The organism is Wolbachia endosymbiont (group B) of Longitarsus flavicornis, from assembly GCF_964028135.1.
In the GTDB taxonomy this organism is placed as follows: domain Bacteria; phylum Pseudomonadota; class Alphaproteobacteria; order Rickettsiales; family Anaplasmataceae; genus Wolbachia.
This window is the reverse complement of record NZ_OZ034758.1, coordinates 814,517-840,471: the sequence shown is the minus strand read 5'-3', so window position 1 is coordinate 840,471 and position 25,955 is coordinate 814,517. Positions and strand designations below refer to the sequence as shown.

General features: G+C 34.4%; 15 protein-coding genes and 3 pseudogenes. 10 read left to right on the top strand and 8 right to left on the bottom strand.

Translation table 11 applies throughout. The features are described from left to right. Positions 1–135 precede the first annotated feature (135 nt). Complete coding sequence (nth, locus tag ABWU45_RS03865) at positions 136–783, bottom strand: endonuclease III (protein ID WP_353279039.1); 648 nt, start codon at positions 781–783, stop codon at positions 136–138. Positions 784–943: 160 nt separating this feature from the next. Here nth and tnpC (ABWU45_RS03860) point away from each other — a divergent pair, with 160 nt between their 5' ends. Next, positions 944–2,296, top strand: coding sequence for an IS66 family transposase (gene tnpC, locus ABWU45_RS03860; protein WP_353279066.1), 1,353 nt, complete (start codon positions 944–946; stop codon positions 2,294–2,296). 70 nt (positions 2,297–2,366) lie between these two features. Beyond that, positions 2,367–6,251, top strand: a complete 3,885-nt coding sequence (locus ABWU45_RS03855; RefSeq protein ID WP_353279072.1) for an ankyrin repeat domain-containing protein — start codon at positions 2,367–2,369, stop codon at positions 6,249–6,251. Between the two features lie 346 nt (positions 6,252–6,597). On the opposite strand, the gene ABWU45_RS03850 is transcribed toward ABWU45_RS03855, so the two are convergent. Then, entirely contained in the window at positions 6,598–7,491 is an 894-nt protein-coding gene (locus ABWU45_RS03850) for an Rpn family recombination-promoting nuclease/putative transposase (RefSeq protein ID WP_353279038.1), read from the bottom strand. A 432-nt stretch (positions 7,492–7,923) separates the two neighbouring features. On the opposite strand from ABWU45_RS03850, the pseudogene mutL reads away from it, so the two are divergent. The 6 genes and pseudogenes from mutL (at position 7,924) to ABWU45_RS03820 (ending at position 14,733) form a co-directional block, all read left to right on the top strand. Further along, positions 7,924–9,725: pseudogene (mutL, locus tag ABWU45_RS03845) on the top strand (DNA mismatch repair endonuclease MutL). A gap of 69 nt (positions 9,726–9,794) precedes the next feature. After that, positions 9,795–10,714: pseudogene (locus ABWU45_RS03840) on the top strand (helix-turn-helix domain-containing protein). A 170-nt stretch (positions 10,715–10,884) separates the two neighbouring features. Further along, the gene (locus ABWU45_RS03835) at positions 10,885–11,541 is read left to right on the top strand and encodes a RadC family protein (RefSeq protein WP_353279037.1); all 657 of its coding nucleotides are present in this window, start codon (positions 10,885–10,887) and stop codon (positions 11,539–11,541) included. Between the two features lie 102 nt (positions 11,542–11,643). Beyond that, positions 11,644–12,795: a hypothetical protein gene (locus tag ABWU45_RS03830; protein WP_353279036.1), complete on the top strand. Its 1,152-nt coding sequence runs from the start codon at positions 11,644–11,646 to the stop codon at positions 12,793–12,795. A 65-nt stretch (positions 12,796–12,860) separates the two neighbouring features. After that, on the top strand, positions 12,861–13,790 hold the full coding sequence (locus ABWU45_RS03825; protein ID WP_353279035.1) for a helix-turn-helix domain-containing protein: 930 nt from the start codon (positions 12,861–12,863) through the stop codon (positions 13,788–13,790). A 37-nt stretch (positions 13,791–13,827) separates the two neighbouring features. Beyond that, complete coding sequence (locus ABWU45_RS03820) at positions 13,828–14,733, top strand: helix-turn-helix domain-containing protein (protein ID WP_410541954.1); 906 nt, start codon at positions 13,828–13,830, stop codon at positions 14,731–14,733. A gap of 92 nt (positions 14,734–14,825) precedes the next feature. Here the strand turns inward: ABWU45_RS03820 and ABWU45_RS03815 are convergent. Next, positions 14,826–15,335, bottom strand: a pseudogene (locus ABWU45_RS03815) (patatin); the annotation flags it as partial. A gap of 111 nt (positions 15,336–15,446) precedes the next feature. On the opposite strand from ABWU45_RS03815, the gene tnpC (ABWU45_RS03810) reads away from it, so the two are divergent. After that, positions 15,447–16,799, top strand: coding sequence for an IS66 family transposase (tnpC, locus tag ABWU45_RS03810; RefSeq protein ID WP_353279066.1), 1,353 nt, complete (start codon positions 15,447–15,449; stop codon positions 16,797–16,799). Positions 16,800–17,178: 379 nt separating this feature from the next. On the opposite strand, the gene ABWU45_RS03805 is transcribed toward tnpC (ABWU45_RS03810), so the two are convergent. Beyond that, complete coding sequence (locus tag ABWU45_RS03805) at positions 17,179–18,963, bottom strand: AAA family ATPase (protein WP_353279033.1); 1,785 nt, start codon at positions 18,961–18,963, stop codon at positions 17,179–17,181. Positions 18,964–19,129: 166 nt separating this feature from the next. Here ABWU45_RS03805 and ABWU45_RS03800 point away from each other — a divergent pair, with 166 nt between their 5' ends. After that, the gene (locus ABWU45_RS03800; RefSeq protein WP_353277994.1) at positions 19,130–20,407 is read left to right on the top strand and encodes an IS4 family transposase; all 1,278 of its coding nucleotides are present in this window, start codon (positions 19,130–19,132) and stop codon (positions 20,405–20,407) included. 226 nt (positions 20,408–20,633) lie between these two features. Here the strand turns inward: ABWU45_RS03800 and ABWU45_RS03795 are convergent, their stop codons facing one another. The 4 genes from ABWU45_RS03795 to ABWU45_RS03780 all read right to left on the bottom strand — a co-directional run bounded on the left by ABWU45_RS03795 (position 20,634) and on the right by ABWU45_RS03780 (position 25,950). Further along, on the bottom strand, positions 20,634–22,304 hold the full coding sequence (locus ABWU45_RS03795) for a hypothetical protein (protein WP_353279032.1): 1,671 nt from the start codon (positions 22,302–22,304) through the stop codon (positions 20,634–20,636). A gap of 325 nt (positions 22,305–22,629) precedes the next feature. Next, a complete protein-coding gene (locus tag ABWU45_RS03790; RefSeq protein ID WP_353279031.1) occupies positions 22,630–22,788 on the bottom strand; it encodes an ankyrin repeat domain-containing protein in 159 nt (52 codons plus the stop codon). 1,046 nt (positions 22,789–23,834) lie between these two features. Next, positions 23,835–25,583 (bottom strand): hypothetical protein, encoded by a 1,749-nt coding sequence (locus ABWU45_RS03785; protein WP_353279030.1) that lies wholly within the window; start codon positions 25,581–25,583, stop codon positions 23,835–23,837. After that, entirely contained in the window at positions 25,510–25,950 is a 441-nt protein-coding gene (locus ABWU45_RS03780) for a hypothetical protein (protein ID WP_353279029.1), read from the bottom strand. The genes ABWU45_RS03785 and ABWU45_RS03780 overlap by 74 nt, the downstream gene beginning before the upstream one ends. Between the last annotated feature and the right edge of the window lie 5 nt (positions 25,951–25,955).

Sequence of the window (25,955 nt, the reverse complement as noted above, 5' to 3'; positions counted from 1 at the left end):
AATTAAAAATAAGACGCCAACTGTATAATACTTTTGTCGTTTAATCTGCACAGATTGAAGATAATAAAATACCTTCAGTCTTATGATAAGGAAAATGTGTAAAGTAATCTTTTTCACCTCTGTGAGCTACTTGAATTAAAAAAGAAGAGATACTAACCTCTTGCATTCAAACTCACATAAATCATGAATTATGCATGTTTCACACGAAGGTTTTTGCGCTTTGCAAACATATCTACCATGCAAAACTAGCCAATGATGAGCATAAAGTAGGTATTTTTTTGGCACTACATTCAAAAGAGACTGCTCTGTTTTAAGTACATCTTTTTCTTTCACAAGCCCAACTCTATTGCTCACTCTAAAAACGTGAGTATCAACTGCCAATGTTGGAATACCAAGCCCTGAATTTAAGAACACATTAGCGCTCTTTCTCCCAACCCCTGGTAAAGATACCAAATCATCGAAATTAGTAGGCACTTTGCTATTGTACCTCTCAATCAATATTTTACTGAGCCCGATTATATTTTTTGCTTTGGAATTATATAAACCAATACTGCTTATGCATTTTCTCAGCTCACTTTGCCCAAGATTCAACATTTTTTCTGGCGTATCAGCGATACTAAATAGCTCCTTTGTAATTTTATTAACACTTATATCGGTCGTCCGCGCTGACAGAACTATTGCAACTAATAACGTAAAATGATTGGTATAATTTAGCTCTATTTTTGGCGTAGGATTTGATTGCTTGAATTTTTCAAATATCAGTTCTACTTTTTTTGAGTCCATGCATAGAGCTAAAAGCTTATACTACACTGGTTGCTGTGCAAATTCAATTCCTTTGTATCCGTTCAGAGGTATGGTAAGGATAAAAAAGAATTGACATAACATATCAAAGTAATAATAACAGAAAATGTTGATAGTAAGGTAAGGCTAGATGCTTCAATTGTTGATCAGTATTGTAGAGTTATGTAAAAACTTAGAGCAAAAAGTAGCAAAGCTTGAAGAAAAAAATAAAATCTTAGAAATAGAGAATGCTGAACTAAGAGAGAGACTTGGCTTGAACTCAAGGAATTCATCTTTACCAAGTTCAAAAGAGCTGTACAAAATAAAAAAAGACACACCAGAAGATAAGTCAGAGGGTGGCAGGAAGATAGGGGGTCAAGTTGGTCATAAAGGAAATTATCGGATAAAAATGGAAGCAGATGAAGTAATTAGAGTAAGATTACATGATACTTGTGAATGTGGTGGAGAAATTGCAGTATGCAACAAACCCTATATTCACCAGAATGTTGATCTCCCAAAAATTAAGCCTTACGTAGTGGAATACCAACTAGAACATGGGCGCTGTCGTAAATGCGGAAAAAGAAGGAGTAGCAAATTACCAGAAGGAGTTACACCTGATACCTTTGGTCCTAGAGTTAAGTCAGTAGTTGCATCACTAAGTGGGTTTTATAAGAATTCAAAGCGAGAAATAGCGAATATCATGAAAGACATCTTTAACATGAGTATAAGTGTTGGTAGTGTGTCCAATAGCGAAGCAAGGGTCTCGTCAAAATGTAAAGAAGCCTATGAACAAATAGAGGAAGAAATGAAAGCAAGCGAAATTTTGCATATTGATGAAACCAGTCACTATAACAAAGGTAAATTGGAATGGTGCTGGATGTTTGCCAACAATAAAGCAAGTCTTATGAAGTTAGCAGATACAAGAGGAATGAAGTTTTTAAAGAATAGTGCATTTTGTGATTACAAAAATCGGGTAATTACCGACAGATATGGAGTTTACAACCACTTCAGTGATGAAAAACGACAAATTTGTTGGGCTCACTTATTGAGAAATTTCGAGAGGTTATCTCATAGCTGGAATAGTGAAGTAATGAGACTTGGCCATTGTTTAAAAGATGCAGCTAATGGATTATTTACATTAAAAAACGCTTTGTCAGAAAATGAAATTAGTATTTCAAAGTTCACTAAGCAAGCTAAAGAGTTACGAAGATTTATGCAGTACTGCATGATAAAAATATCTTATATACTTGAAGCAAAAGGAGCTTCACGAACGGTAAAGGGTATTATAAAATCCGAGCCAATGATGTGGACATTTTTGGATGATCCAGAGAATATTCCATTAACGAATAATCATGTTGAGCGACAAATACGGCATTATGTTGTCTATCGTAAGAATTCATATTTTGCACAGTCAGAGCGAGGGAATAGATTCCTTGAGCGGATAATTTCGTTGTATCTCACTTGGAGGCAAAAAAAGTTAAATCCATTTCAAAACCTTCTATCTATTGTCTCTTAAGCCACACCTCTGAACGGATACGTATAGTGATACGCCTTTGCATATTGCTGCTCGTTACTGCGGATTAGATATGGTTAAGCTTCTTGTAGAGAAAGGTTGTAATACTAGTGCCATAAACAATCATAAACAAATGCCTTCAGAAATAACAGGAGATCGGAAGGTAAAGCAGTTTCTTAATGAGAACAATGGGTTATCCCCACTACATTATGCTGCCAAAGAGGGTAATTTGGATTTGCTTAAAGTGCTGTTGAATAAAGGTGATAATATCAATGCTAAAGATAAGTATGGGTGGACGCCTTTGCACTATGCTGTTGAGCATAATAGATTTGATGTAATGAAATTACTCATTAATTCTAACGCTATTAGCATTGAAGCCAAGGATAGAAATGGTAAGACACCTTTACATGTAGCTGCTCGGCAAGGTTGTATAACTTCAATAAACCTTCTTCTTAGTAAGGGAGCTAATGTTACAGCTAAAACAAATAACAGTGATTGGAACTGGACACCCTTACACTATGCTGTCTATTATAATAAACCTGATGCAGTTAAGTATCTTATGAGTAGAGGTGCTAATGTTAAGATTAGAGACAAAAAAGGCAATACACCTGCATATTATGCTGTAGGTGGGCACAGAGCATATGATAGAAAAAAAAGATCTACAAGTGATAGTAATCAGCAAAGCTATGCTGCTCAATCTCAGGAAGACAGAGAAGACAGATTAGAGGTGCTAGAATTGCTTATAAGTGAAGCTGACATTGAGACTAAAAATGATGATGATCAAACACTTTTTCATATTGCTGCTCAAGGACGCAGATTACGTGCTGTCAGGCTTCTTGTAAATAAAATTGAGAGTGTAAATTTTGAAGATAGTTTATATGAAGAACCTAATGAATTAATAAGAGCCGTTCGTCAAAGAGAAAGGTTAAAGTCTCTTATAAATGAAAAAGATAAGTTTAGTTATACACCGCTGCAATATGCTGCTAAAAATGGTAATTGGGGTATGGTAAATCTCTTCCTTGATAAAACTGCTGAAAGAAATCCAGATGATGTTGCAAACAAGGATCAATTCTCAATAAGCTGGACCACTGTCCACTATACTGTTTACAATGGTGATTTGAATCTACTTAATAACATATTTCAATTTCTTTCAGATAAAGAGACTATTATTAATACTAAAGACAATAGTGGTTGGACACCTCTACACTATGCTGTATATTATAATGCTTCCGATATGGTGAAATTTCTTGTGAATGAAGGTGCTGATATCAGTGTTAAAGATAAGGATGGTAAAACACCGTTAGGTATTGCTAGAGGTAAAGGACATACAGATATCGTTCAATACTTGGAAGAAAGAAGTAGAGATTATGCCCGTGGTAAAAAAGCTATGCATTTTGCTGCTGAAAATAATAATGTGGAAGCTCTAAGTTTTCTTGTTAGCAAAGGAGAAAATGTTAATGATTGTGGTGATGATTATTGGAGACCTCTACACTATGCTGCTAAAGCTGGAAGTTTAGAGGCTGCTAAGTTCCTTGTAGAGAGTGGTGCTGGCTTCTATTCTAAGGAATATGAGACTACGGATGGTCAGGCTCCTATACATATTGCTGCTTTTCATGGTCATAAAGATATTGTAGAGTTTTTTGTTGTCGAGAAGGGAGTAGACGTTAATTGGCAGGATGGTTACACTTCCGGTGTCCACACTTATGGAAACTACTCGACACCATTACACTGGGCTTCCAAAGGTGGTCGTCTCGATGTAGTAGAACACCTTGTAAGCTTAGGAGCTAATATCGATGCTAAAGATTGGTATAGTAAAATACCTATAGATATTGCCAGAAGTGAAGGACATACAGATATCGTTCAATACTTGGAAGAAAGAAGTAGAGATTATGCCCGTGGTAAAAAAGCTATGCATTTTGCTGCTGAAAATAATAATGTGGAAGCTCTAAGTTTTCTTGTTAGCAAAGGAGAAAATGTTAATGATTGTGGTGATGATTATTGGAGACCTCTACACTATGCTGCTAAAGCTGGAAGTTTAGAGGCTGCTAAGTTCCTTGTAGAGAATGGTGCTGGCTTCTATTCTAAGAAATATGAGACTACAGATGGTCAGGTTCCTATACATATTGCTGCTTTTCATGGTCATAAAAATATTGTAAAATTTTTTGTTGTCGAGAAAGGAGTGGATGTTAATTGGGAAGATGGTTACAGATCTCATGGGAATTGGTGGACACCATTACATTGGGCTTCCAAAGGTGGTCATCTTGATGTAGTAGAATACCTTGTAAGCTTGGGAGCTAATATCGATGCTAAAGATAAGAATGGTAAAACACCTATAAACATTGCTAGAGGTGAAGGACATACAGATATCGTTCAATACTTGGAAGAAAGAAGTAAAGATTATGCCCATGGTAAAAAAGCTATGCATTTTGCTGCTGAAAATAATGATATGGAAACTCTACGTTTTCTTGTTGGCAAAGGAGAAAATGTTAATGATTGTGGTGATGATTATTGGAGGCCTCTACACTATGCTGCTAAAGCTGGAAGTTTAGAGGCTGCTAAGTTCCTTGTAGAGAATGGTGCTGGCTTCTATTCTAAGAAATATGAGACTACAGATGGTCAGGCTCCTATACATATTGCTGCTTATTATGGTCACAAAAATATTGTAAAGTTTTTTGTTGTTGAGAAGGGAGTAGACGTTAACTGGCAGGATGGTTACACTTCTGGTTTCCACACTTATGGAAACTACTCGACACCATTACACTGGGCTTCCAAAGGTGGTCGTCTCGATGTAGTAGAATACCTTGTAAGCTTAGGAGCTAATATCGATGCTAAAGATTGGTATAGTAAAACACCTATAGATATTGCTAGAGATAATGGACATAATAATGTTATCAATTATTTAGAGAAAGAGCTCAATCAAGAAAGAGGAAGCCCTGCACAACGCAAACGCCGTCATCACCATGGAGATCATAGTCGTCATCATAATCACTTATCACGTAAACCTCTTGCTATAGATTCAAGTAATCAACCTGAGATAGCAGCAAGTAGTGGCACAAGACCATCTTCATGGATAAATGGTTTGTTTGGGTGGGTAAAAGGTTCTGTAGGTGGTTTATTTTATTCTAGAGCTGCTTTATCTGAGGAAGCATCAAATACTGCAAGTTCAATACCACAAGTTAATGAGCAATTTGTTAAAGCTTCGGTAAGTAGTAGTAGTTCAACAAGTACCACACTACCATCTGATGGTACAGATAAAAAACAAGAAAATGGAGGTTTCTTTCGAGACAACATCGATTATGTAAATGCAAATATAAAACAAATTCGTGAAAGGCAAACACCTGTTAAATTTAAACCTAGTGGCGGAAATACAATACTAGAAATGGGAGATCACTATCTATCACAGGTTGATTTTAATGGTACAATAATATTACTTGATTTATTAATTAGAAAAGTTACAGGTCAGAAGTATATTTCTACAGTAGATCAGTCTATATCTCCACTAGAAGCACAGGGCTATGCATTAAATATTACAAAGGAATTTGAGAAAGTAGTAGAGCAAGCTGCACAGGATAGCAAAATATCAATGCACCGGTTGAATATTGATTTTGTGAAAATACAGAAAGAAGTTACAGGAAAAATCATGGGTGGTAAATTTAATGAGATTTCAGGGATTTTAAAATCGTATGTAGAGAAAGCATATCCTGATGAAGAAGCTGGTAAATTAAGTCCGAAAAAATTTGAAAAGTTTATAGCTCAATTTAATAAGGGTCTGCTAAATCAATCAATAGAGCAGATATTACACAACAGAGATGGTAGATTAGAAGTTGATGATGCAAAGCAAATGAGTTTAGAGCCTCAAAGTTATTTAAGTAATGCTTCAGTTCACAGCCATTCAGAAGTATCAACTTGTCTTTCTGAGATAGGAGTAACCAAGCTTGGAGGTAATATCAATAGGTAGGTTATAATATAAGAGGTGGAGCTATAATATGCCAAGTAGTGGAAAATTTAAAGTGAAGGTAGCAAAATTAGCCAAAATAATTAGGGAAACCAGTATCAAGTTTGGTGGTCTTAATACTAAAATGGATGAAGTAGACATTAAATGCTAAGTGGTTAATGTGTTTTCCACATTGAACTTACAGCACGTAGCTTTGATATAGAAGTTTGGGTAAAGTTATGATAGTAATTTATATAATTCTATGTGTAATCTTTATAGCCATTTTAGACAGTTCACTAGATTCTTAATTAGGGGATATTTATAACTTAGAGAAGGTTTTCATAAATGTTGAAGTGAATAAGTAGGGATATTATGTTTTTTCTTTGAGTTGTGAAATTTCAGCATGAGAGAGACCGGTAATTTCAGCGATAACATCAATAGATACACCGGCCTTGAGTGAGTTTTTGGCAACTTCGATTTTTTCTTCTTGTCTACCTTCTTGTCTACCTTCTTGTCTGCCTTTTTCAGTAGCATCATCGAGTTTTTGAGCGAGGACAGCCTGTTCATCACGAATACGCTTGATCTCTTGTTCATAGGCTATAAATTCTTTTTCTGACCAGTTGAACCTATTTAGTTCTTCATATGCTCTTTTAATTATTAGATCACTTCCTATTATTCTTTCTAGTTCTTCTTCACTAGTTTCATCTGCATATCTAAAGAAGTAGATCCATTTCTCGACTATACTTGAAAGCTGATCTTCTTTGGTTTTTGGAAATTTAGGCAACTCAATAAATATAAAGTAAAAATCTTTTAGATCATGTTCATTAGTATCTTCATCGCGAATAGTATGCTTTGATTTGTACTCAGACTTATCAGGAAACAGTACACAATCTGCTATAGCAATAAAAATAATTTCCTTAAGGTCATGGTATTGATCGCCCTTACTAGCTTGTCTTGAGTAAGTCTTAGCAGCATAGTATTGTGCACGTTTTTCAAAGCCCTTAGTTTTAGCGACCTGCATCTCGCAAACGTACTGAACACCTGAAGAATCTCTACAGAGGACATCAACAATACTTTGTTTTTTAGAAGCAATATCAGGGTCTTGAATAGTACTTAAGAACTCTATATCCTGTATTGCATTTTTGCCAGTAAAGCCGAGAATATCGTTGAGGAAGTGAATGAGGATGTCTTTATTCTTTTCAGTACCAAAGATACGCCGAAACGCAACATCATTTTTGGGATCAAGAAACTTCGAAAGAGCCATGATAAGTTAACCTAGAAAGCATTGGTAATTGTACACAATTCTGAAGAAATATTCAACTAAAATTCAAACATAGATCCACAGGAGATAACATTTCTTACTATTACCCACAAATATAAATGTTTGTTGCATAGCTCTTAATGGCATAACTTTTGCTTGAAATAACTGTTTATATGGTGCAATTTACAGCTTTTAGTTGCTAAAATTATAACTCTTAGTTTAATAATTTTAATCTAATAAGCTTTCAGGTTAATAAAATTAAATCATTTGAGTAAATACAATACTATGTTTTTATTTGTGGGTAATAGTAAGGATAACATTTCGGGCTGGGTTTTTACAACTATTTCTGTTTTTAAATTAGTTGAGACACCTAATAGAGAACTTGATTTGCATTGATATTCAAGCTATATCCTGATCAGACTGAGAGTTGGAAATATGGCAATAATTCTTTTAGACACAAAAACTATAAATCGTATAGCAGCGGGAGAGGTAATAGAAAGGCCAGCGAGTGTAGTAAAGGAATTAGTAGAAAATGCAATAGATGCTGGAAGTTCAGAGATAGAGATCAAAATAGAAAGTGGTGGACGTAACCTTATAACTGTGACAGATGATGGAAATGGAATAGAAAAGGACGACTTAGAACTAGCATTTATGAGGCATGCCACTTCAAAATTAAGCGATAGTGAGTTAATAGAAATCAAGCACCTTGGGTTTAGGGGAGAAGCTTTACCTTCAATTGCAGCAGTAAGCAGAATGAAATTATCGTCTAAGGCAAGTGGAGCAAAGGAAGCATGGTCTATAAGGTATGAGGTAGGAGAAAAAATAAGAGAGATTACACCTTGTTCTTTGCTACAGGGTACATATATTGAAGTTCGTGACTTATTTTTTGCCACTCCAAATAGATTAAAATTTCTAAAAACCGAGAGGGCAGAAACACAAAGCATTGTTGATATTGTAAATAACTTAGCAATGATTAACTATAGTATTGGGTTTACTCTCACTTCCGGTAATAAAAAGCTCTTAAAATATGTTAAGCAAACTTCATTATTTAACAGATTATGTGAAGTAGAAGAAGAATTTCAGAGCAATTCACTGGAAGTTAAAGAGGAAGAAGAAAGCATCAAACTTACGGGATACATCTGTAAACCAACTATTAGTCGTGGCAATTCAACTCAGATCTATACGTTTGTTAATGGAAGGCCAATAAAAGACAGTCTACTTATAGGTGCAATTAGGTATGCATATCATGATTTTATTCCAAGTGGGAGGTATCCTTTTGCAGTACTGCAGTTAGAAATACCATACGATCAAGTAGATGTAAATGTGCATCCAAATAAATCAGAAGTAAGATTTCAGAATAAAAGGTTGATATATGAAATAGTAAGAAGAGGGATAATAAAAGCATTATCAACGAGAATAGGCGTATTCGCAGTAAATGATCAAAGTATTGAAGAGTTTGATAGCCAAGAACAGGTTAATGATGAAGAGAAAAAAAATCAAAAAGAGTTTTATGAAAAGAGGCCAAGTCTTTTAGAAAATCGTTTAATGAAAGAATTCAATGCACCAGATGAAAGAAGGCGAAGCTTACCAGAAACGTTTAAATATGGAGAATCTCCACCCCAAAAGGGAACGATGGTTTTAGAAAGGAAGCAAATTGATTTAATAGAGCTCTAGGATATGCACGCTGTCAGGTCTACAATACTTACATTATTGCTGAGGCTAAAGGCAAATTAATTATAGTAGACCAGCACGCAGCTCATGAGAGATTGATATACGAGTGCTTAAAGCAAAAATCAAGCATAAAAAGACAAAAACTTCTTTTTCCTGAAACAGTTGAAATCAAAAACCAAGCAGGAATGGAGATGGTTGAAGCTTATAAAGATAAGCTTTTTGAAATGGGTTTTGGTATTGAAATAGAATCAGAAGATAAAGTAAGGGTTAAAGAAATACCTGCAATTTTAGGAACAATAAATGTGAAAGAGATGGTGATGAATATAGTTGATAGATTAATAGAGATAGGAGATACGCTACCTATAGAAGAAAAAGTGAACAAGATATTAGCTACTATTGCGTGCCATGGGTCAATTAGAGCTGGAAGGGAAATGAAGTTGGAGGAGATGAATGAGTTGATGAGACAAATGGAAGAAACACCGTATGCTGGGCAATGCAATCACGGAAGACCAACTTACATAGAAATGAAACTAAGTGATATAGAAAAATTATTTGAAAGGAAATGAGTTCAATTTGTCAAAAAAGATTACCAATTAAGTATACGTGATAGCTCTTTTAATTATAGAGTATAAAATGTGAAAAAAGAGAATAATTGCTCTAACTTTTTAGACTACAAAGTAATAGGACAGGAAGTAAGAAATTGGAGGTTAAAGCGAGGTTATACTCAAAAGGATTTAGCGGAGAAAATCGGCGTAACATATCAAATAGTACTACAATATGAAAAAGGAACACGTAAAATTTCGATTGAGAAATTATACGCTATGGCAGAGGTATTATCAATTAATATTACGGATCTTATTCCTGTATCAAATGAAAAAATCTGTCTTGAAGATGAGGGAGAGGAAATTAGTAAGAAAATATAAAAAGATTAATGATCAGGAGTTACGTAGAATGTTTTGTTTACTAACCAAATTTGCTCAAGTTAGTGAAAAAAGTAGTAGAAAATCGGAAAAAATAAAAATTGCAAAGGGTCTGGTTAAAGCAGGAATTTCTGTTGATATTGTTGCAAAAACAATTGGTCTCTCTGCTGATGAATGTGTTGAAGAAAAAGTCGGTTCTATCTACTACAAAATAGGAAAGAAGATAAAAGAATGGAAGAGAGTACACTCAAAAGGATTTAGCAGAGAAGATAGATACAACACGTGACGAAATAAGCAACTATGAACAAGGACGTGTGGCTATTCCACTGGAAAAATTGTATGCAATAGCGGAAACATTATCGATTAATATTACAGATCTACTAATAGAAGAAGATGAAGGTAGTAAAGTGGAAAATGAGCTACCTGATTTGATTAAAGAATACAAAGAAATTGAGAGCCAAGAACTACGTCATGTACTAATAAAATCTCTGTTTGAAAGCATACAAATTTGCGAAGAGAAAGTGAAAAGAGCAGAAAAAATGAAAATTGCAAAGAATTTAGTTAAAAAAGGAATTTCTACCGATATTATTTTGCAAATAACAGGCCTCTCTTTAGGCGAAATTCAACAAGTTTAAAATAAAAAAATCACCATATATTAATATCTTCACCTATTCATGAAAAAATAAGTAAAAAAGATTGAAAAATTGATTTGACTTCACTCGAAAGCTATGGCTCTATGCCAATGCTGATAAAAAACAGCAGTAAATATTTAAAAAAAGTTTGTTGTTAGTGAAGGGTAAATTATATGAATAAAAGTAAAGAAGAAATCGAATTCAGAATATTAGAAAGCAAAGGTAAAGCACTACTTGATCGTGAAATAATGGAAACGTTTCTAAGTGCAGTACATGAAAGGCCACAGGCTCAAGAAATTGCTAAAAATCTGGTGAATACTTATACAGGAGTAGGAAGGATTTTAGGCCGAGAAATGGATGACCTGAAAGTTATAGAAGGAGTAACTGATTCTGCAGTAGCAATGATTATGTGTGTTAAGGAAACACTAGAAAGGGTGCTCAAAGAAAAGCTTAAGAGTGAGCCAATAATGGACTTACAAGGGCTAGTAGAGTATTTGAACGTAAGTATAGGACACTCAGAAAGGGAATGTGTAAAAATACTGTATTTGAATAAGAGGCGCCAATTAATCGGAGAAGAATCCTATATTGGTGAAATGGAAAAAGCACCAGTATACATAAAGGAAATTATAAGAAAAGCATTAATAAAAAATGCAACATCAATAATAATGTCACATAACCATCCAGGTGGGAGCTTAGAGCCGTCAGAAGAGGATCAAGCAGTAACGAAGAGCTTAGCAGCAGCGTGTAGTACTGTAAGTGTTAGATTGTTTGATCACATTATTATCACAAGTGCAGGCTATTTTAGCTTTAGAGAAAACGGATTGTTATAGCAGAAAGTATTTGCAAATCTACTCACTATAATTTATAATGAGTAATAGAATGTATAAATTAAGATTTGTATATTTAAAAAGTATTTTTAATATGGGGGTTATATGACGAGTAAAGATCAGAATAAAAAGACTAATGTTAATCACAAGAAAATATTTGGTGCTCTTGAAGGTGTTGATATAAAGCAGTCTAAATTTGTGAGCAAAATTAATAATCAGAAGGAGATAAATCGGGAGGCTTCCCCTAGCAGAAACATTCAAATCAACTACGGGAAAAGCCTTGACTATGTTTATGGCATAAAACCTTTAAATGATCAAGCAGAAGATTTAAATCCATTTGCTTCAAATTTGCAAAAAATAAAACCAAGTGCAAGCGAAAGTGAAAAGTTGAGCTGGTTTAAGAGTGCGATAGTAGAGGCAAAAAGCGTAAATGAATTACACAAAAATATAGACCAAGTATTAGCATCTGGAGCAAGGCTAAATGCATGTAATGATGGCGAATGGAGTATTGCAGAGTATGTAGTATTGGGTACACACTTTCACAGATTAGAAAAAAGTGATCGAAAAAAGCTAATACGTAAACTAATGCTAAGTGGTGCAGAGTTTCATGATACTTTATTGCAGAATAAACTGATAGGTGAAATCTGTAATGAGCTACAACCAGAAGTTCAGCCACAGGTAGAGAAGCAACTAGAAGAACTGGAAAAAGCTGGCGAAAGTGCTGTTCAAGAAGGAGAATTAATAGATATCGAGATAGACAATACAACATCGTATATAGAGTTCTCTGAAAATAGTAAGATAGAAGTAGCCAAAATACTAGAAGCAAACAGAAAGTTAGGAAGTAATATTTTAAAAATTGGTAATGATGCAGTTGAGGTTAAAAGCGAGAAGGGAGGTACAAGAAATTACGTTGATGTATCAGGTGGAGGCTCTATTGTATTAGAATTTCCTACGAGCACTGGTAAGCTTAATATCATATTGTGCCATGATGTAAAAAAATATGATCAAGTACAAGTCAGAGTAGAAAACAAGGAAATGTGGGCTGAATTACAACAAAGAGGGGAAGAAATTGGAAAAAATTGCCTTTTTGCTGGAGTAAAACTTAAAGAAGCAGTAGAGAAAGGTAATTTCACTAGATGTGGCATATGGAGTGAAAAGTATGCTATAAAAGAGATTAGCAATGATGAAGTATTGTCTCCGTCTTCATGGGTAAATAGGGTATGTGGAGGTAGTAAAGAAACCTTTAGGGCACTTTAATTTAAAGGTTCCAGAGTCTGGCTATTATATCTGGAGCCTTTGAGCTATAGTAGAAAATATTATATATGGTTCTTTGCGTGGAAAGAAGTCTAGACTATGAAGTAGGGCAAAAAGTAAAAAGTTGGAGGTTAGAGCGAGGGTATACTCAGAAGGATTTAGCTGAGAAAATTGGTGTAAAGTATTGGGTAATACTGCAATATGAGAAAGGGAATCGTAGAGTTCCAATTGAAAGGTTATATGCTATAGCTGAGGCACTATCAATCAGTATTACGGATCTCATTCCTGTATCAAATGAAAAAATCTGTTTTGAAGATAAGGGAGAGGAAATATTAGATCTAGTAAGAGAATATAAAAAGATTAATGATCAAGAGTTACGTAAGATATTTTGTTTACTAACCAAGTTTGTTCAAATTAGTGAGAAAAGTAGTAAAAAAGCAGAGAAAATAAAAATTGCAAAGGGTCTGGTTAAAGCAGGAGTTTCTGTTGATATTGTTTCACAAGCAATTGGTCTCTCTGCTGATGAATGTGTTGAAGAAAAAATAGGTTCTATCTACTACAAAATAGGGAAAAAGATAAAGGAATGGAGACTGGTAAGAGAGTGCACTCAAAAGGATTTAGCAGAGAAAATGACTACAACACGTGATGAAATAAGTAACTATGAGCAAGGAAGGGTTGCTGTTCCACTTGATAAATTATATGAAATGGCAGAGGCGTTATTGATTAATATCGTGGATCTACTTGAACCAGCAGAAGATGCAGATGAAAGAGTAGGAAATGAATTACCGAATTTAATTGAAGAATACAAAAAGATTGAAAATCAAGAACTACGTAATGCACTAATAAAATCTATGTTTGAGGGAATACGTATTTGTGAGGAGAAAGTGAGAGAGATAGAAAGGATTAAAGTTGCAAAGGATCTAGTAAAAGGTGGAATTTCTATTGATATTATTTTGCAAGCGGTAGGTTTACCTGTTGATGTAGTTTTAGATGGGTAACTCATGAAAAAATTATAGCAAAAAGTTTTTTTCTTAAATGGAGGTATATGTGTTTGTTTCTGCAAGCAATGTTAGTTATGGAATAGGGCAAAGAATAGAAAATTGTAGGTTAATTCGAGGTCATACTCAAATAGGATTAGCAGGTCAAATAGGTTTAACATACCAAGAGGTAAACAGCTATGAAAATGGGTATAGTTCTATTCCAATTGAAGTACTATATGTAATAGCAAGAGTATTATCAGTTGATGTTGTAGATTTATTACCTGAATCAGTAATAGTAAGGGAAGACAGCTATGAAGACGAGGAAATACTCTATCTAACAAAAATATACGAGAATCAAAAGTTAGGCAAAATAGTACCTTCATTAGTCAGGTTTGTTCATATTAGCGAAAAAATTAATCAAGAAGAGGCAAGATTAGAGGTAGCAAAAAATCTAGTAAAAGAAGGAGTTGCTACTGATGTTATTTCCCAGGTAACGGGCTTATCTATTTATGAGTATGATAATACAGAGAGAGAAATCTGCACTGATTTTATATATTACAGAATAGGACAAAGAGTAAGAGAATGGAGATTGATAAGAAGGTATACTCAAAAAGATTTGGCGGATAAAGTTGGTTTAACACTCAAGGAAATACACGAATATGAAAAAGGGTATACTGCCATATCATTAGATAAATTATATGAAATAGCAGGAGAATTATCAGTGAATATTAAAGCTCTGCTACCTAAAACAAGAGAAAGCAAAAAGCTATTGAGTTTAATGGATGAGTACAGAGAACAAGAATCATTAGTCAAATCTCTATCTGAAGATATGAAAAGCGGCAAGGAAAAAGTTAAAAAAGCAGAGAAAATCAGGGTTGCAAAAAATCTAGTGAAGGCGGGTGTTTCTACTGATGTTATTTTGCGAGCAAGTGGCCTAACTGCTGATGAGTGTGAAAATTGAATTGTGTTTAAGATATAAGTAAAAATGGTTAATATATTATCTATTCTAAACCCTTATTTAGCTCTGCAGAATTTTTTTGGCATTTCTACGTATCAAGATAAAACATCACAGAATTTATCGACTACTTTTTGATTTTCCTCTATCATTGCATTTGCTTCTTGCTGAAGAGATTTGATATTTTTTGATGTAATATTATCCATGTCAGGTGATGCTATTTTTAATTGCGATTGTATTCGTATATATTTATCACCTATAACTTGATCCAACTGATAATTTACTGCATCTAAACTTGAAGCAAACATCACATGTAGTAGTGGCTTGATCCATCCTATTTTTCCAAATCTCCTTGAATTAGCTATGCTTCTATCTGTTCTACCAGTACCTAGTGATAACAGTATAATCTCATCATTTGGAAACAATTTCTTACCACTTGCATATGCGCAAGCCGCTGGATTATTGGCAAACACCCCGCCATCCACTAATACTCTGTCTATCTGATCAATTTTTAAATGTTTTGGTATGAAATAAGTGGGTGCAGCCGTTGCAGCTCTGAGTGCATCTTTCAGCTTAATATTACCTTCTTTCCAGCTTTTAAAGAAAAATGGGCGTATCCGTTCAGAGGTATGGTAAGGATAAAAAAGAATTGACATAACATATCAAAGTAATAATAACAGAAAATGTTGATAGTAAGGTAAGGCTAGATGCTTCAATTGTTGATCAGTATTGTAGAGTTATGTAAAAACTTAGAGCAAAAAGTAGCAAAGCTTGAAGAAAAAAATAAAATCTTAGAAATAGAGAATGCTGAACTAAGAGAGAGACTTGGCTTGAACTCAAGGAATTCATCTTTACCAAGTTCAAAAGAGCTGTACAAAATAAAAAAAGACACACCAGAAGATAAGTCAGAGGGTGGCAGGAAGATAGGGGGTCAAGTTGGTCATAAAGGAAATTATCGGATAAAAATGGAAGCAGATGAAGTAATTAGAGTAAGATTACATGATACTTGTGAATGTGGTGGAGAAATTGCAGTATGCAACAAACCCTATATTCACCAGAATGTTGATCTCCCAAAAATTAAGCCTTACGTAGTGGAATACCAACTAGAACATGGGCGCTGTCGTAAATGCGGAAAAAGAAGGAGTAGCAAATTACCAGAAGGAGTTACACCTGATACCTTTGGTCCTAGAGTTAAGTCAGTAGTTGCATCACTAAGTGGGTTTTATAAGAATTCAAAGCGAGAAATAGCGAATATCATGAAAGACATCTTTAACATGAGTATAAGTGTTGGTAGTGTGTCCAATAGCGAAGCAAGGGTCTCGTCAAAATGTAAAGAAGCCTATGAACAAATAGAGGAAGAAATGAAAGCAAGCGAAATTTTGCATATTGATGAAACCAGTCACTATAACAAAGGTAAATTGGAATGGTGCTGGATGTTTGCCAACAATAAAGCAAGTCTTATGAAGTTAGCAGATACAAGAGGAATGAAGTTTTTAAAGAATAGTGCATTTTGTGATTACAAAAATCGGGTAATTACCGACAGATATGGAGTTTACAACCACTTCAGTGATGAAAAACGACAAATTTGTTGGGCTCACTTATTGAGAAATTTCGAGAGGTTATCTCATAGCTGGAATAGTGAAGTAATGAGACTTGGCCATTGTTTAAAAGATGCAGCTAATGGATTATTTACATTAAAAAACGCTTTGTCAGAAAATGAAATTAGTATTTCAAAGTTCACTAAGCAAGCTAAAGAGTTACGAAGATTTATGCAGTACTGCATGATAAAAATATCTTATATACTTGAAGCAAAAGGAGCTTCACGAACGGTAAAGGGTATTATAAAATCCGAGCCAATGATGTGGACATTTTTGGATGATCCAGAGAATATTCCATTAACGAATAATCATGTTGAGCGACAAATACGGCATTATGTTGTCTATCGTAAGAATTCATATTTTGCACAGTCAGAGCGAGGGAATAGATTCCTTGAGCGGATAATTTCGTTGTATCTCACTTGGAGGCAAAAAAAGTTAAATCCATTTCAAAACCTTCTATCTATTGTCTCTTAAGCCACACCTCTGAACGGATACTATTATGGATCATTTGTTTTTCACTGCCTTTACTTTATATTTTTATTATAGGTTGCAACTCCATAGAAAAAGCAAAATTATGAAAGGACATCAAAAAACGTTAAGTTCTTCTCTTAACTGAGATATACTATGTACTATAGCATAGTATATATTTATATATATAGATTTTTGCCATCTTGCCAACTTCCCTAAACCCGCTATAGAAGAGGACTTTACCCATGCTATCTAGTTGGCAACTTTTTGCCATCTTGCCATCTTACTATTTCTTTAAACTATTGATTTTCTTATATTTTTATCAATTTTAAGTTGGTAGAATGGCAGATTCTTCAGTTTGCCAACTTGCCATCTTGCCAACTTACTATACTATTTTGCCATCTTGTTTTGTAGAATTATGTATCACCCAAACGTCTTGATTTTCAACTGGTAAGGTTACTCCGTTATTTGGTGAAAGATAATAATCTGGCTTTACCAGCACATGTTGATTTTCAGAAATTTTTAACTCCATGTCTTTAACACATAAATAGCCGTACTTTGATTTAGTGCTTGATACTTTATATCCAAGAGCTTCCTTAAAGAACTTTATGTGGCCAAGAGCTGCAAGATGGCTAATCCTTTCACGGATGCTACGTTCACTTCCAAGGCCTAGCTTTCCCTCAAAATACCTAGCAAAGTGTGCCGCGGTGTAAGTTTCGCCTTTATATGCTTCATTAGCAATTAACTCTAAAATTATATCACATCTTCTTAGACGTTCTAAATCCAATTTAGTATTATAGCTAGACCTTACTATTCTTTCTGAATTTAATGTATCATCAGATTGTACAAACGCACCGTTATGCCAATAAAATGAAATCTTTTCTTCGTTAGATGCAGAATAATTTGACTTCTTACGGCAAAGTACTCGTTCATTACCAGAAGCATCAGCTTTATCTGGCTTTGACAAGTACCAACGAGATCTTACGGTATTATTCCACGCAGTTGAACCACCTGTACCTGTTTTACGTATTATTCCTGAATCAGAAGGATGAGCACATAATAATACAGCTCCTTTTATTACTTTCACTATTTTTCCACAACAACTTTGAATAAATTGTCTCACATGAGAGCGATTGTTTTCATTGCCACCAAATAAGTCTGCTGCTGTATCTAAAACTACTAGCTTTGGTTGAAATAATTTAATATCTTCAAGTAATTCTTCAAAGCAATGAGTTAATTTACCTATATCTTTGTTATCAAATACCATGAGTAGATTATCTTTCCACACTCTCGATAAAAAGCCAATATTATCATGAAAGTCACAGGATTCCATATCTAACTGATATAATCTATTTATAGCACACTGTCTTCGCCATAGCTCTTCTGTATCATCTTCACAAAATACACCATATGTCTTCATCTGCTCAATTTCCATTCCCAACCAAGATTTACCTGTGCTCGCTGCTGTCATTAGTTGTTGAGCAAGTAGAGACTTTCCCATACCACCATCACCGTAGAGAGCCGTAACACTTCCAATAGGAAGCCAATCTTTAACAATCCATTCTCTTTCTGGAGCAATATTAGCCCAAGCTCTGGTATCTATTCTCAACGATTTTTTTAAAGGAGCCTTTTTTGTACTAAGAATGAACTCTTCAACATTTACACCTTCTTTCACGCAATCAGCAGCGTCCCAACCCTTTGGTTTATCTTTAGGTATTTCCAAAATGCAAAGTTCTTCAACTCCAAGACAAGTAAGTTTCATAGCAGATTTTTCAGCGTATTTCTTACCTGGTTCATCATTATCTGGCCAAATAATAACATGTTTACCTTTGAGTGGTGTCCAATCTGTCTTCTCAATAGGTGCATTTGCTCCTGACATTGCTGTTGTTGCAGTTATTCCTTTCTCTATCAGCGCTTCTGCACATTTTTCTCCTTCAACAAGAATAACTTTATCGGACTTCAAAATACCTGGAATATTATAGAGTGGCCTTATCTTCGGTGCACCAAAGTCGGACTTTTTTATATCAAAAGGAAGATATCGCTTTCCATTATTATCATCATAACGATAGACTCTAACAATAGCTTGGCCGTTTTCATCGTAATAATCCCAATATGCAGTTGGATTACTTGAAGTTTTGAAATGACCAAGCCACTCAGCTATAGAAGCCATTACTTCAGGAAACTCTATTCTTGTACTTTTTCTATTTACTCCCGCCCAAAGGTCGATAATGTCACCACTGCCATTAAGTTAAGGAAAAGTGATGAACTGTATTATAAAATCAGGTAAGATTCACAAATTAAAAGAAGTAATGACATGAGTAAAAAAAAGAATAATCATGTTTATAAAAAATAAATTGATGAGTTTAAACTTTATAAACGCACACAGAGCATCCTCAAAAGACTTCTCACGAAAAAGAAAGCTGCCCTTCGTTAATGTATTTCTCCTGATTTTTAGAAAGAGTGTAAAGTCATTACAAGTGATGCTTAATGAGTTTGTTCTGCATACAAGAAAAGATTATACAATTACGGCAAGTGCATTTACTCAAGCAAGAAAGAAGCTAAAACATACTGCGTTTTCAGAGTTAAATGATGATATAGTTTCCCTATACTACCAAGATCAGGAATTTAAAACCCACCATGGCTTCAGAGTACTTGCATTTGATGCTTCAATACTGATTCTGCCAAAGAGCGACAAAATAATAGGTGAGTTTAGCTCAAGAGCAGTATGGAATGGAATCCAGAGATTTGAAGACTATACAAGTGCAACCTTTGAAGTTTGCTACGATGTGCTAAATAATATTGCAATAAAATCTGTGCTAAGTAGAGGTGACAGCTATGAGGTTGATTTAGCAATCGGTATGCTTGAATCCATAAAATCAGACGATTTGTTAATCTGTGATAGAGGATACGTATCTTATCGATTTCTTGCTGAGCTTACAGGAAGGAAAATCAATTATATAATTCGCTGTTCAAGTTCGTCTTTCAATGAAATAAACGCTATGTTTAAGCCGGAAAGCCCATCTAGTACGGTGGTAGTGTCTACCGCACCTATTAAAGTAGCAAGACAGCTACGAAAGCTAGGATTACCTGATGAGATGAAATTCAGGTTAGTCAAAATAATACTTTCTTCTGGCGAAGTTGAAGTGTTAGTAACATCTCTGTTAGATGAGAAACGTTTTACAGTTGAAGAGTTTGAGAGATTATATTACTTGCGCTGGGGAGTAGAAACATTTTTTTCTAGGCTGAAGGGAAGATTAAATTTAGAGAATTTCACAGGAAAAAGTATTGAAACTATCAAGCAGGATTTTTGGTCAACTATCTTCATCAGTAATCTAGAAAGTATCATGATAGAAGATGATGAAGAGACATTGAGCTCACAGAATAGTAAACTAAAAAAAAGCATCAATAAATCTGTCTCATTTAATGCGATTAAAAACTTAGCCTTTGATATTTTTTCTACAGAGTCAGACATAGACTGCATTATGGATCGACTATCACAGTTATTTTTGATGAACACTTTAGTGGTGAGAAAAGGGAGAAGAGTTGATCGTCATAAGATATCTGATATTCGTTCACTCAACTACCAGAAAAGAGCTAGAAAACATGTGTTTTAAATTCAAGATATCTTTTCAGTATCATTGCATTAGTACATTCTTTGCAAAATAACCTGCAATTATTACTTTTTTAAATAACTTGCACTTTTCAGACTCCCTTTTCTTAAAAATTCACCCTAGTATTTACCATAATTATCAATCACTTCAAATTTTTTGTCCAATCTTAACTTCTCTTTCCCTTAACTTAATGGCAGTGAAGATGGTCCTCCCTTCTGCTTGGGCTTTGTTAGTAAGCTCTTTCAGGTACTTGTTGGTTAGCTACTTTTAAGTCAGGTTTATCTAGCTTATCACTAGGCTTTAATACTGATTCTATTCTTTGTAAAATATCTACCTTACTTCCACTATAAACTTTGCCCCGTAGTTCAAGACTAAGGGATTTAAGATTTGGAAAGTTATCACTCTCTAATAATGCTTTTACGCCTTCATCACCAATGTTGTTACCCCTCAAATCAAGAGAAGTAAGGTTTGTAAGATTGCCATTAGCTAACTTTTTTGCTCCCTCATCACCAATATCTACATTAAGATAAAGTTTTGTAATGTGTGTTTCTCTTTGTAAGAACCTCACTAACTTGCTTATTCTGATGTTTCTTTTCAATAACAAAGCATCATCTTCAATATAGCGATAAGAAGAATCATCTATGTAGTCATCAAGATCTACAAATGATATGTTATGCTTCTCTATCCACTTATTCAGTTTTCGAAATTTTTCTTCAAAATTTTCTTTTCTGTAGCCTGAATTTTTGTCGAGACATTTATCCTGCGACAACTTGCTTAGTAGTGTTTGTAATTCTTTAACTTCATCAGCGCTACCTTCTAGGACTTTTCTTAATATAGAGCTAAGTTGTTTTTTTTTGATTTGTGTACTCTTTTTCTCAACAGATGAATTTTCAACCTCAGAACGTAACACATCTACATGATATGGCAAATAAGTAAAAAGATATTGTAAACCTTCAGCATCAATATCATGCGATTCTTTTGATCTGAGCCAAGACATAAGAAAACAGTGAGTATCATTACCACAAAATTTCAACTTAGATTTACCTATATAGTTAGGCTCCAATACAGTATGTTTTTTAAAGAGTAACTCAAATATTTTATCTGTTGTTTGGTTACTTTTTTCTGTATCTCTAATTTTCACTGCTAACTGTGCACCTTCCATAGCCTGGTCACCTTCACTATTAAAAAACATGGTGTAAGGAGTAATTGAATCAATAGTTTTGTATGTTTCCATATCCCAGTGCACAATTTTTAGTAAAGATGCGATTAATTTTCCGAACAGAGATTCTTTCCTAACATTACCAATAAGAAAATCCTTTGTTGAGCTAAAGGAATTTAATATCTGGCACCTAAGGTGAATTCCTTCACTTTTAAATCTTTTATATACCTCTGCAGCAACTCCTCCACCAATAGAAAAGCCTCTTAATATGATATTATCTGGGTGCACTCCTTCTTCTAGTAAATCTAAAACACGCTTTATCCCTACTGCAACTGAGTCTCCACCTCTGGTATAAAATTTTACATTTGATCTAATCATAGTGTTATTGATAAACAACATAGTTGCTAAAAAACCTATACTAAGAGCTATAGAAGCTAATATTGCTAACGCTGGCGGTGCAAAAAGGTACAATGTTGCTATTGTAGGAGTGAAAACTATTAAAGCAATTATATTATAAATTACATATCTAGGTTTAGAATATCCAAGTACATTTGGGTTGTGCCATTCGGAATGATATGGATAATTACATAAATCTACAACTGTATTTTTATCACACCAACTCCAATCTGCCTCAGTATACTTATCTACATCTTGACAGTTACCAGGAAAGTAAATTATGTATTTTGTATCTTTATTAATCTCCTTACAGAATTTTATAGTTGTACGAGTAACTTTTACCATTGACTGCCTCCATTATTATAGGCCAAAATTTAAGTATACTTGTAAAAAATTTACCAACTTGCTTATGTCTACTTAAATGTTAGCTAATACCAAAATATCACCTTTAAGGACTAAAATTCATTTTATCCCCTAGTAATTGTTATTATAAAACTGATGTTTAGCAACTGTCAACTATGTTGTGATACCAATATTCGTTATTGGAAACACAAATGGGACGTTTTATAAACTCGCTTAACTCCTTGATTATAGGCAAAAAGGGCTCTTTTCCATTTGTTCGATTACCAATGAGATTTGGTATGAAAATTCACAGTAATATTAATTCCCATTACATAAGATATTTAACTATCTCTAAGTTGTCTCCTTTAGCAGCCCAGTATAAAGAAGTGCTGCCCCAATTGTTCCCTACATTAACATCAAGTTCTCCCTCATCTGCAAGGTACTTAATCATACCTAAATACTTAATGTAAGCAGCTACATGTAACAACGTGCCACTCCTTATCTCACCAAGTTCAGATTTAGGTGGTAAAAGGAATCCTTTATAATGTATGCTAAATTTATTCCTCTCCCAACACTTATATGTCTCTTGATCTTTTTCTTTTAACTTCTCTTTTATTTTTTCAATTGCATTACCTTCAACATCTATTGTGCTGAATACCCCCTCCCATCATTTTGAGTATACATAACTCACCTCAACCGAAAAACAACATAATCCTAATTATTACATACCTTGATACAGGAGTCAACATATATTCCTGTGAAGTTTAATTATAGGTTATTATTGTATCTTGATCAATCAAGGTTAAGAAAAAGTAATTCATGAAGAACGTACCAAAATTTTAATTATTTACTTTACTCAAAATCGCAAAAAGGTCGTATATTTGCGAGAACAAGCCGCATAAAAATAGAGTTGTGAAAAGAGAAGCTTGAAATCTTTGCAACAAAGTTAGGTAGATTAGTTCATACGTGAATTTAGATGAAGTAGGCTAATATAGCTGACTTTGCGGTGTAGTAAAATTGTTATAAAGAAAAGTTCGAACGTATCAATTGGTAGACCAACGCATTCCAAAGAAAAAACTTCTCACGTTCCTTGATTTTAACCACTGGAAATAGTTATTTTATTTAAATTTTTAGTAAAATGTATTACTAAATTAACATTAATTCATTTGATATGAGAAAGAAAAATTGAGGTAAGTCTATAGTAAAAATAGATAGCTGTTCAAATTTTCAGCTTTTTGCATAAAGTACTAAAAACTAGACAAATTATATATTTAACCTATCTTAGCATTACGACTTTGCCTACGTGACCACTTTCTACCACGCTGCTAATAGGTATTAAATTAGGCAAATCTTTTGTCAGTAAATTTATTTGACCTGATAAGGCTGGCTTTAGCTTAAGAAGACATAAAATAAACCCTATTCTTCAAAGAATCTTATTTTTCTTCCTTCAACCTTACCTACACTCTACTGGACTTAATATGTATATTTCACTATAAGTACATCCAAACCCTGAGCACTTCCATTGATAAAAGATCATCTGTAAAACTGTCCTAAGTTATCTCTTACGTTAAGAACATCCCTAACTGATATTAGAGTATCTGGTCCTCGTGCACCGTTATTGAATACAGCATATGATAAAACCATTTGATCTCCATCAGTAATACGTTCGCATCCTCCACATTGTGTATATCGTTGTAATTGTCGATTCGCTTCTGCACTTTTTTGCCGTACCTGCCCTGCAGTTCCAGCAAATTTTAGCTCTATCCCAATTGGATGAGTATCATCTCTTTCCACAAATCTTGACAACACTAGATCTATTCTTCCACCTCTTTCTAATTGAAACTCAATAACTACTCTAGCAGGATTGCCAAGAGTATAAAATAACCCATGTAATACAGCTTGAAATTCAGCTTCACTTGTTACCAATCCTTGCCTTAATGGTTGTATAGCATTTTGCTCTAACAATGGAAACAACACATTAGAAATTTCCTGAAATAATTCCGTATGCCTATTGACATCTTGCCAGCCGGTATTCATCATTACACTTGCAGCTGCGTGTACCTGTCCAACACCACCTATTCGTGAAAGATTACCGTGGAAATGCCCACGATTTCTTGAATAATCATCAGGTGACTGAAATGGTGTTAAAATAACGTTTATTTGAGGATTATCATCAACCATTTCACACAATACTTCACGCACTCTAGCACCTTGCCAATGTGGACGTGATAAATCTAAGGCCATTACTGGAAACTGGTGACGCAACATTCGACGGATGTTAAGTACAACTAGTGAGTTAATACTTAGTGCAAACAAAACCATTGTCAGAGCGCGTTCTCGAACATTTACTCCTGAGGCCCCTTGTCTTACTGGATATAACATTCTATCGTCATTATGGTAATTGAATAGGTATTTTGTTACTCTTACCAAATTTCCCCCTATCCGAGCAGTACCTTTTTCAAATGCAATATTTGCAAACGCAAACCTAGATGTGTAGGAAAATGGATTAGAACCAGGTACTGCACGTGTGCAAGAGGCTGGATACAATAAATAATTTTCTACATCTCTTGCAACTTCTCCCTCAGTAGGATTAAGTAATCTTCTTACCAAAGAAGGTTCTTGCTCTAGAAAGTGTTCTGTACCAAGCTGCAGACGTTGAGCATTATGGTTAAAGTTTAGCCCTACACAAACAGCATTTCTTGACGAGGTATGAACAGATACAGATGAAATAGGACAGTTTCTAACATAACCCCTAGCTTGTTCCAATGCTTGTCCAGCGTGTTCTTGACCTGCTTTGAGTTCAATTATAATGGGAACTGAATTATTTAATTTTTCCTGACCACGCACAAGCAAAGTAATATCTGCATATCCTCTACCTATAAGTAATTCTAGGTAGATATCAGCCATAGCGCGGTACCTAAAATTTAATAAAAATCCGGATAAAAAACCATGATCGTCAGACTCGTTATCAAAATTCAATTCTTGGCGATATTCATCGTAGACATTGACGATGTATTGTAAAATTCTTCTAATGTCTCTTCTTACTTCTAGACTGTTATTATTTGCTAACCCATTTACTCGATCTAATAAGTTGCCTTGCTGCATGATTGGAACAATTTCTCTAAAATTATTGATGGGAGATGCATGATTTCCATCAAAATCCCTTCCTTGAGGAAAAAATACACACTCTTCTCCCCGCTGAAATATTTTATACTCTTCCCAAGCCAGATCCTCCTGTAAGTGCTGTAACTGATTCTCTTCTACCCATAGCCTTTTCTTCACTGAATCTTGATCCAGGACTGTTCTCATTATCAGCAATAGTGTAGCATCTTACTATTCTTATGCCATCTTCATCTACGTCATTAGTTAGAACAGCAATTTTTAGATTTCCTTTCCCATTATTATAATTATCAAAACGAAAGTAAATTCTTTCACCATTTGCAATACCAGGGTCAAAATCTATAATACCAGAATCAAATGCAGTAGCAAACATGCCGAAAAAGAATGCAGGAAAAAAACGACTCCTACCAACCGAGTGTAAAAAAGATGGACACTGGTCTAAAAAAAGTCCAACTTTTCTATTTAGCTCATCACAATCTCCATTTAACAAATCTTGAATTAATTCAGTATCTTCATCATCATTCCGCATAAACA

Coding starts and splice junctions, on each gene's coding strand:
- ABWU45_RS03830 (WP_353279036.1), top strand. CDS start 11,644: ATGACGAGTAAAGATCAGAATAAAAAGACTAATGTTAATCACAAGAAA.
- ABWU45_RS03800 (WP_353277994.1), top strand. CDS start 19,130: ATGTTTATAAAAAATAAATTGATGAGTTTAAACTTTATAAACGCACAC.
- ABWU45_RS03820 (WP_410541954.1), top strand. CDS start 13,828: ATGGAGGTATATGTGTTTGTTTCTGCAAGCAATGTTAGTTATGGAATA.
- nth (WP_353279039.1), bottom strand. CDS start 783: ATGGACTCAAAAAAAGTAGAACTGATATTTGAAAAATTCAAGCAATCA.
- ABWU45_RS03835 (WP_353279037.1), top strand. CDS start 10,885: ATGAATAAAAGTAAAGAAGAAATCGAATTCAGAATATTAGAAAGCAAA.
- ABWU45_RS03825 (WP_353279035.1), top strand. CDS start 12,861: ATGGTTCTTTGCGTGGAAAGAAGTCTAGACTATGAAGTAGGGCAAAAA.
- ABWU45_RS03855 (WP_353279072.1), top strand. CDS start 2,367: ATGGTTAAGCTTCTTGTAGAGAAAGGTTGTAATACTAGTGCCATAAAC.
- ABWU45_RS03780 (WP_353279029.1), bottom strand. CDS start 25,950: ATGCGGAATGATGATGAAGATACTGAATTAATTCAAGATTTGTTAAAT.
- ABWU45_RS03850 (WP_353279038.1), bottom strand. CDS start 7,491: ATGGCTCTTTCGAAGTTTCTTGATCCCAAAAATGATGTTGCGTTTCGG.
- ABWU45_RS03795 (WP_353279032.1), bottom strand. CDS start 22,304: ATGGTAAAAGTTACTCGTACAACTATAAAATTCTGTAAGGAGATTAAT.
- ABWU45_RS03805 (WP_353279033.1), bottom strand. CDS start 18,963: ATGGCTTCTATAGCTGAGTGGCTTGGTCATTTCAAAACTTCAAGTAAT.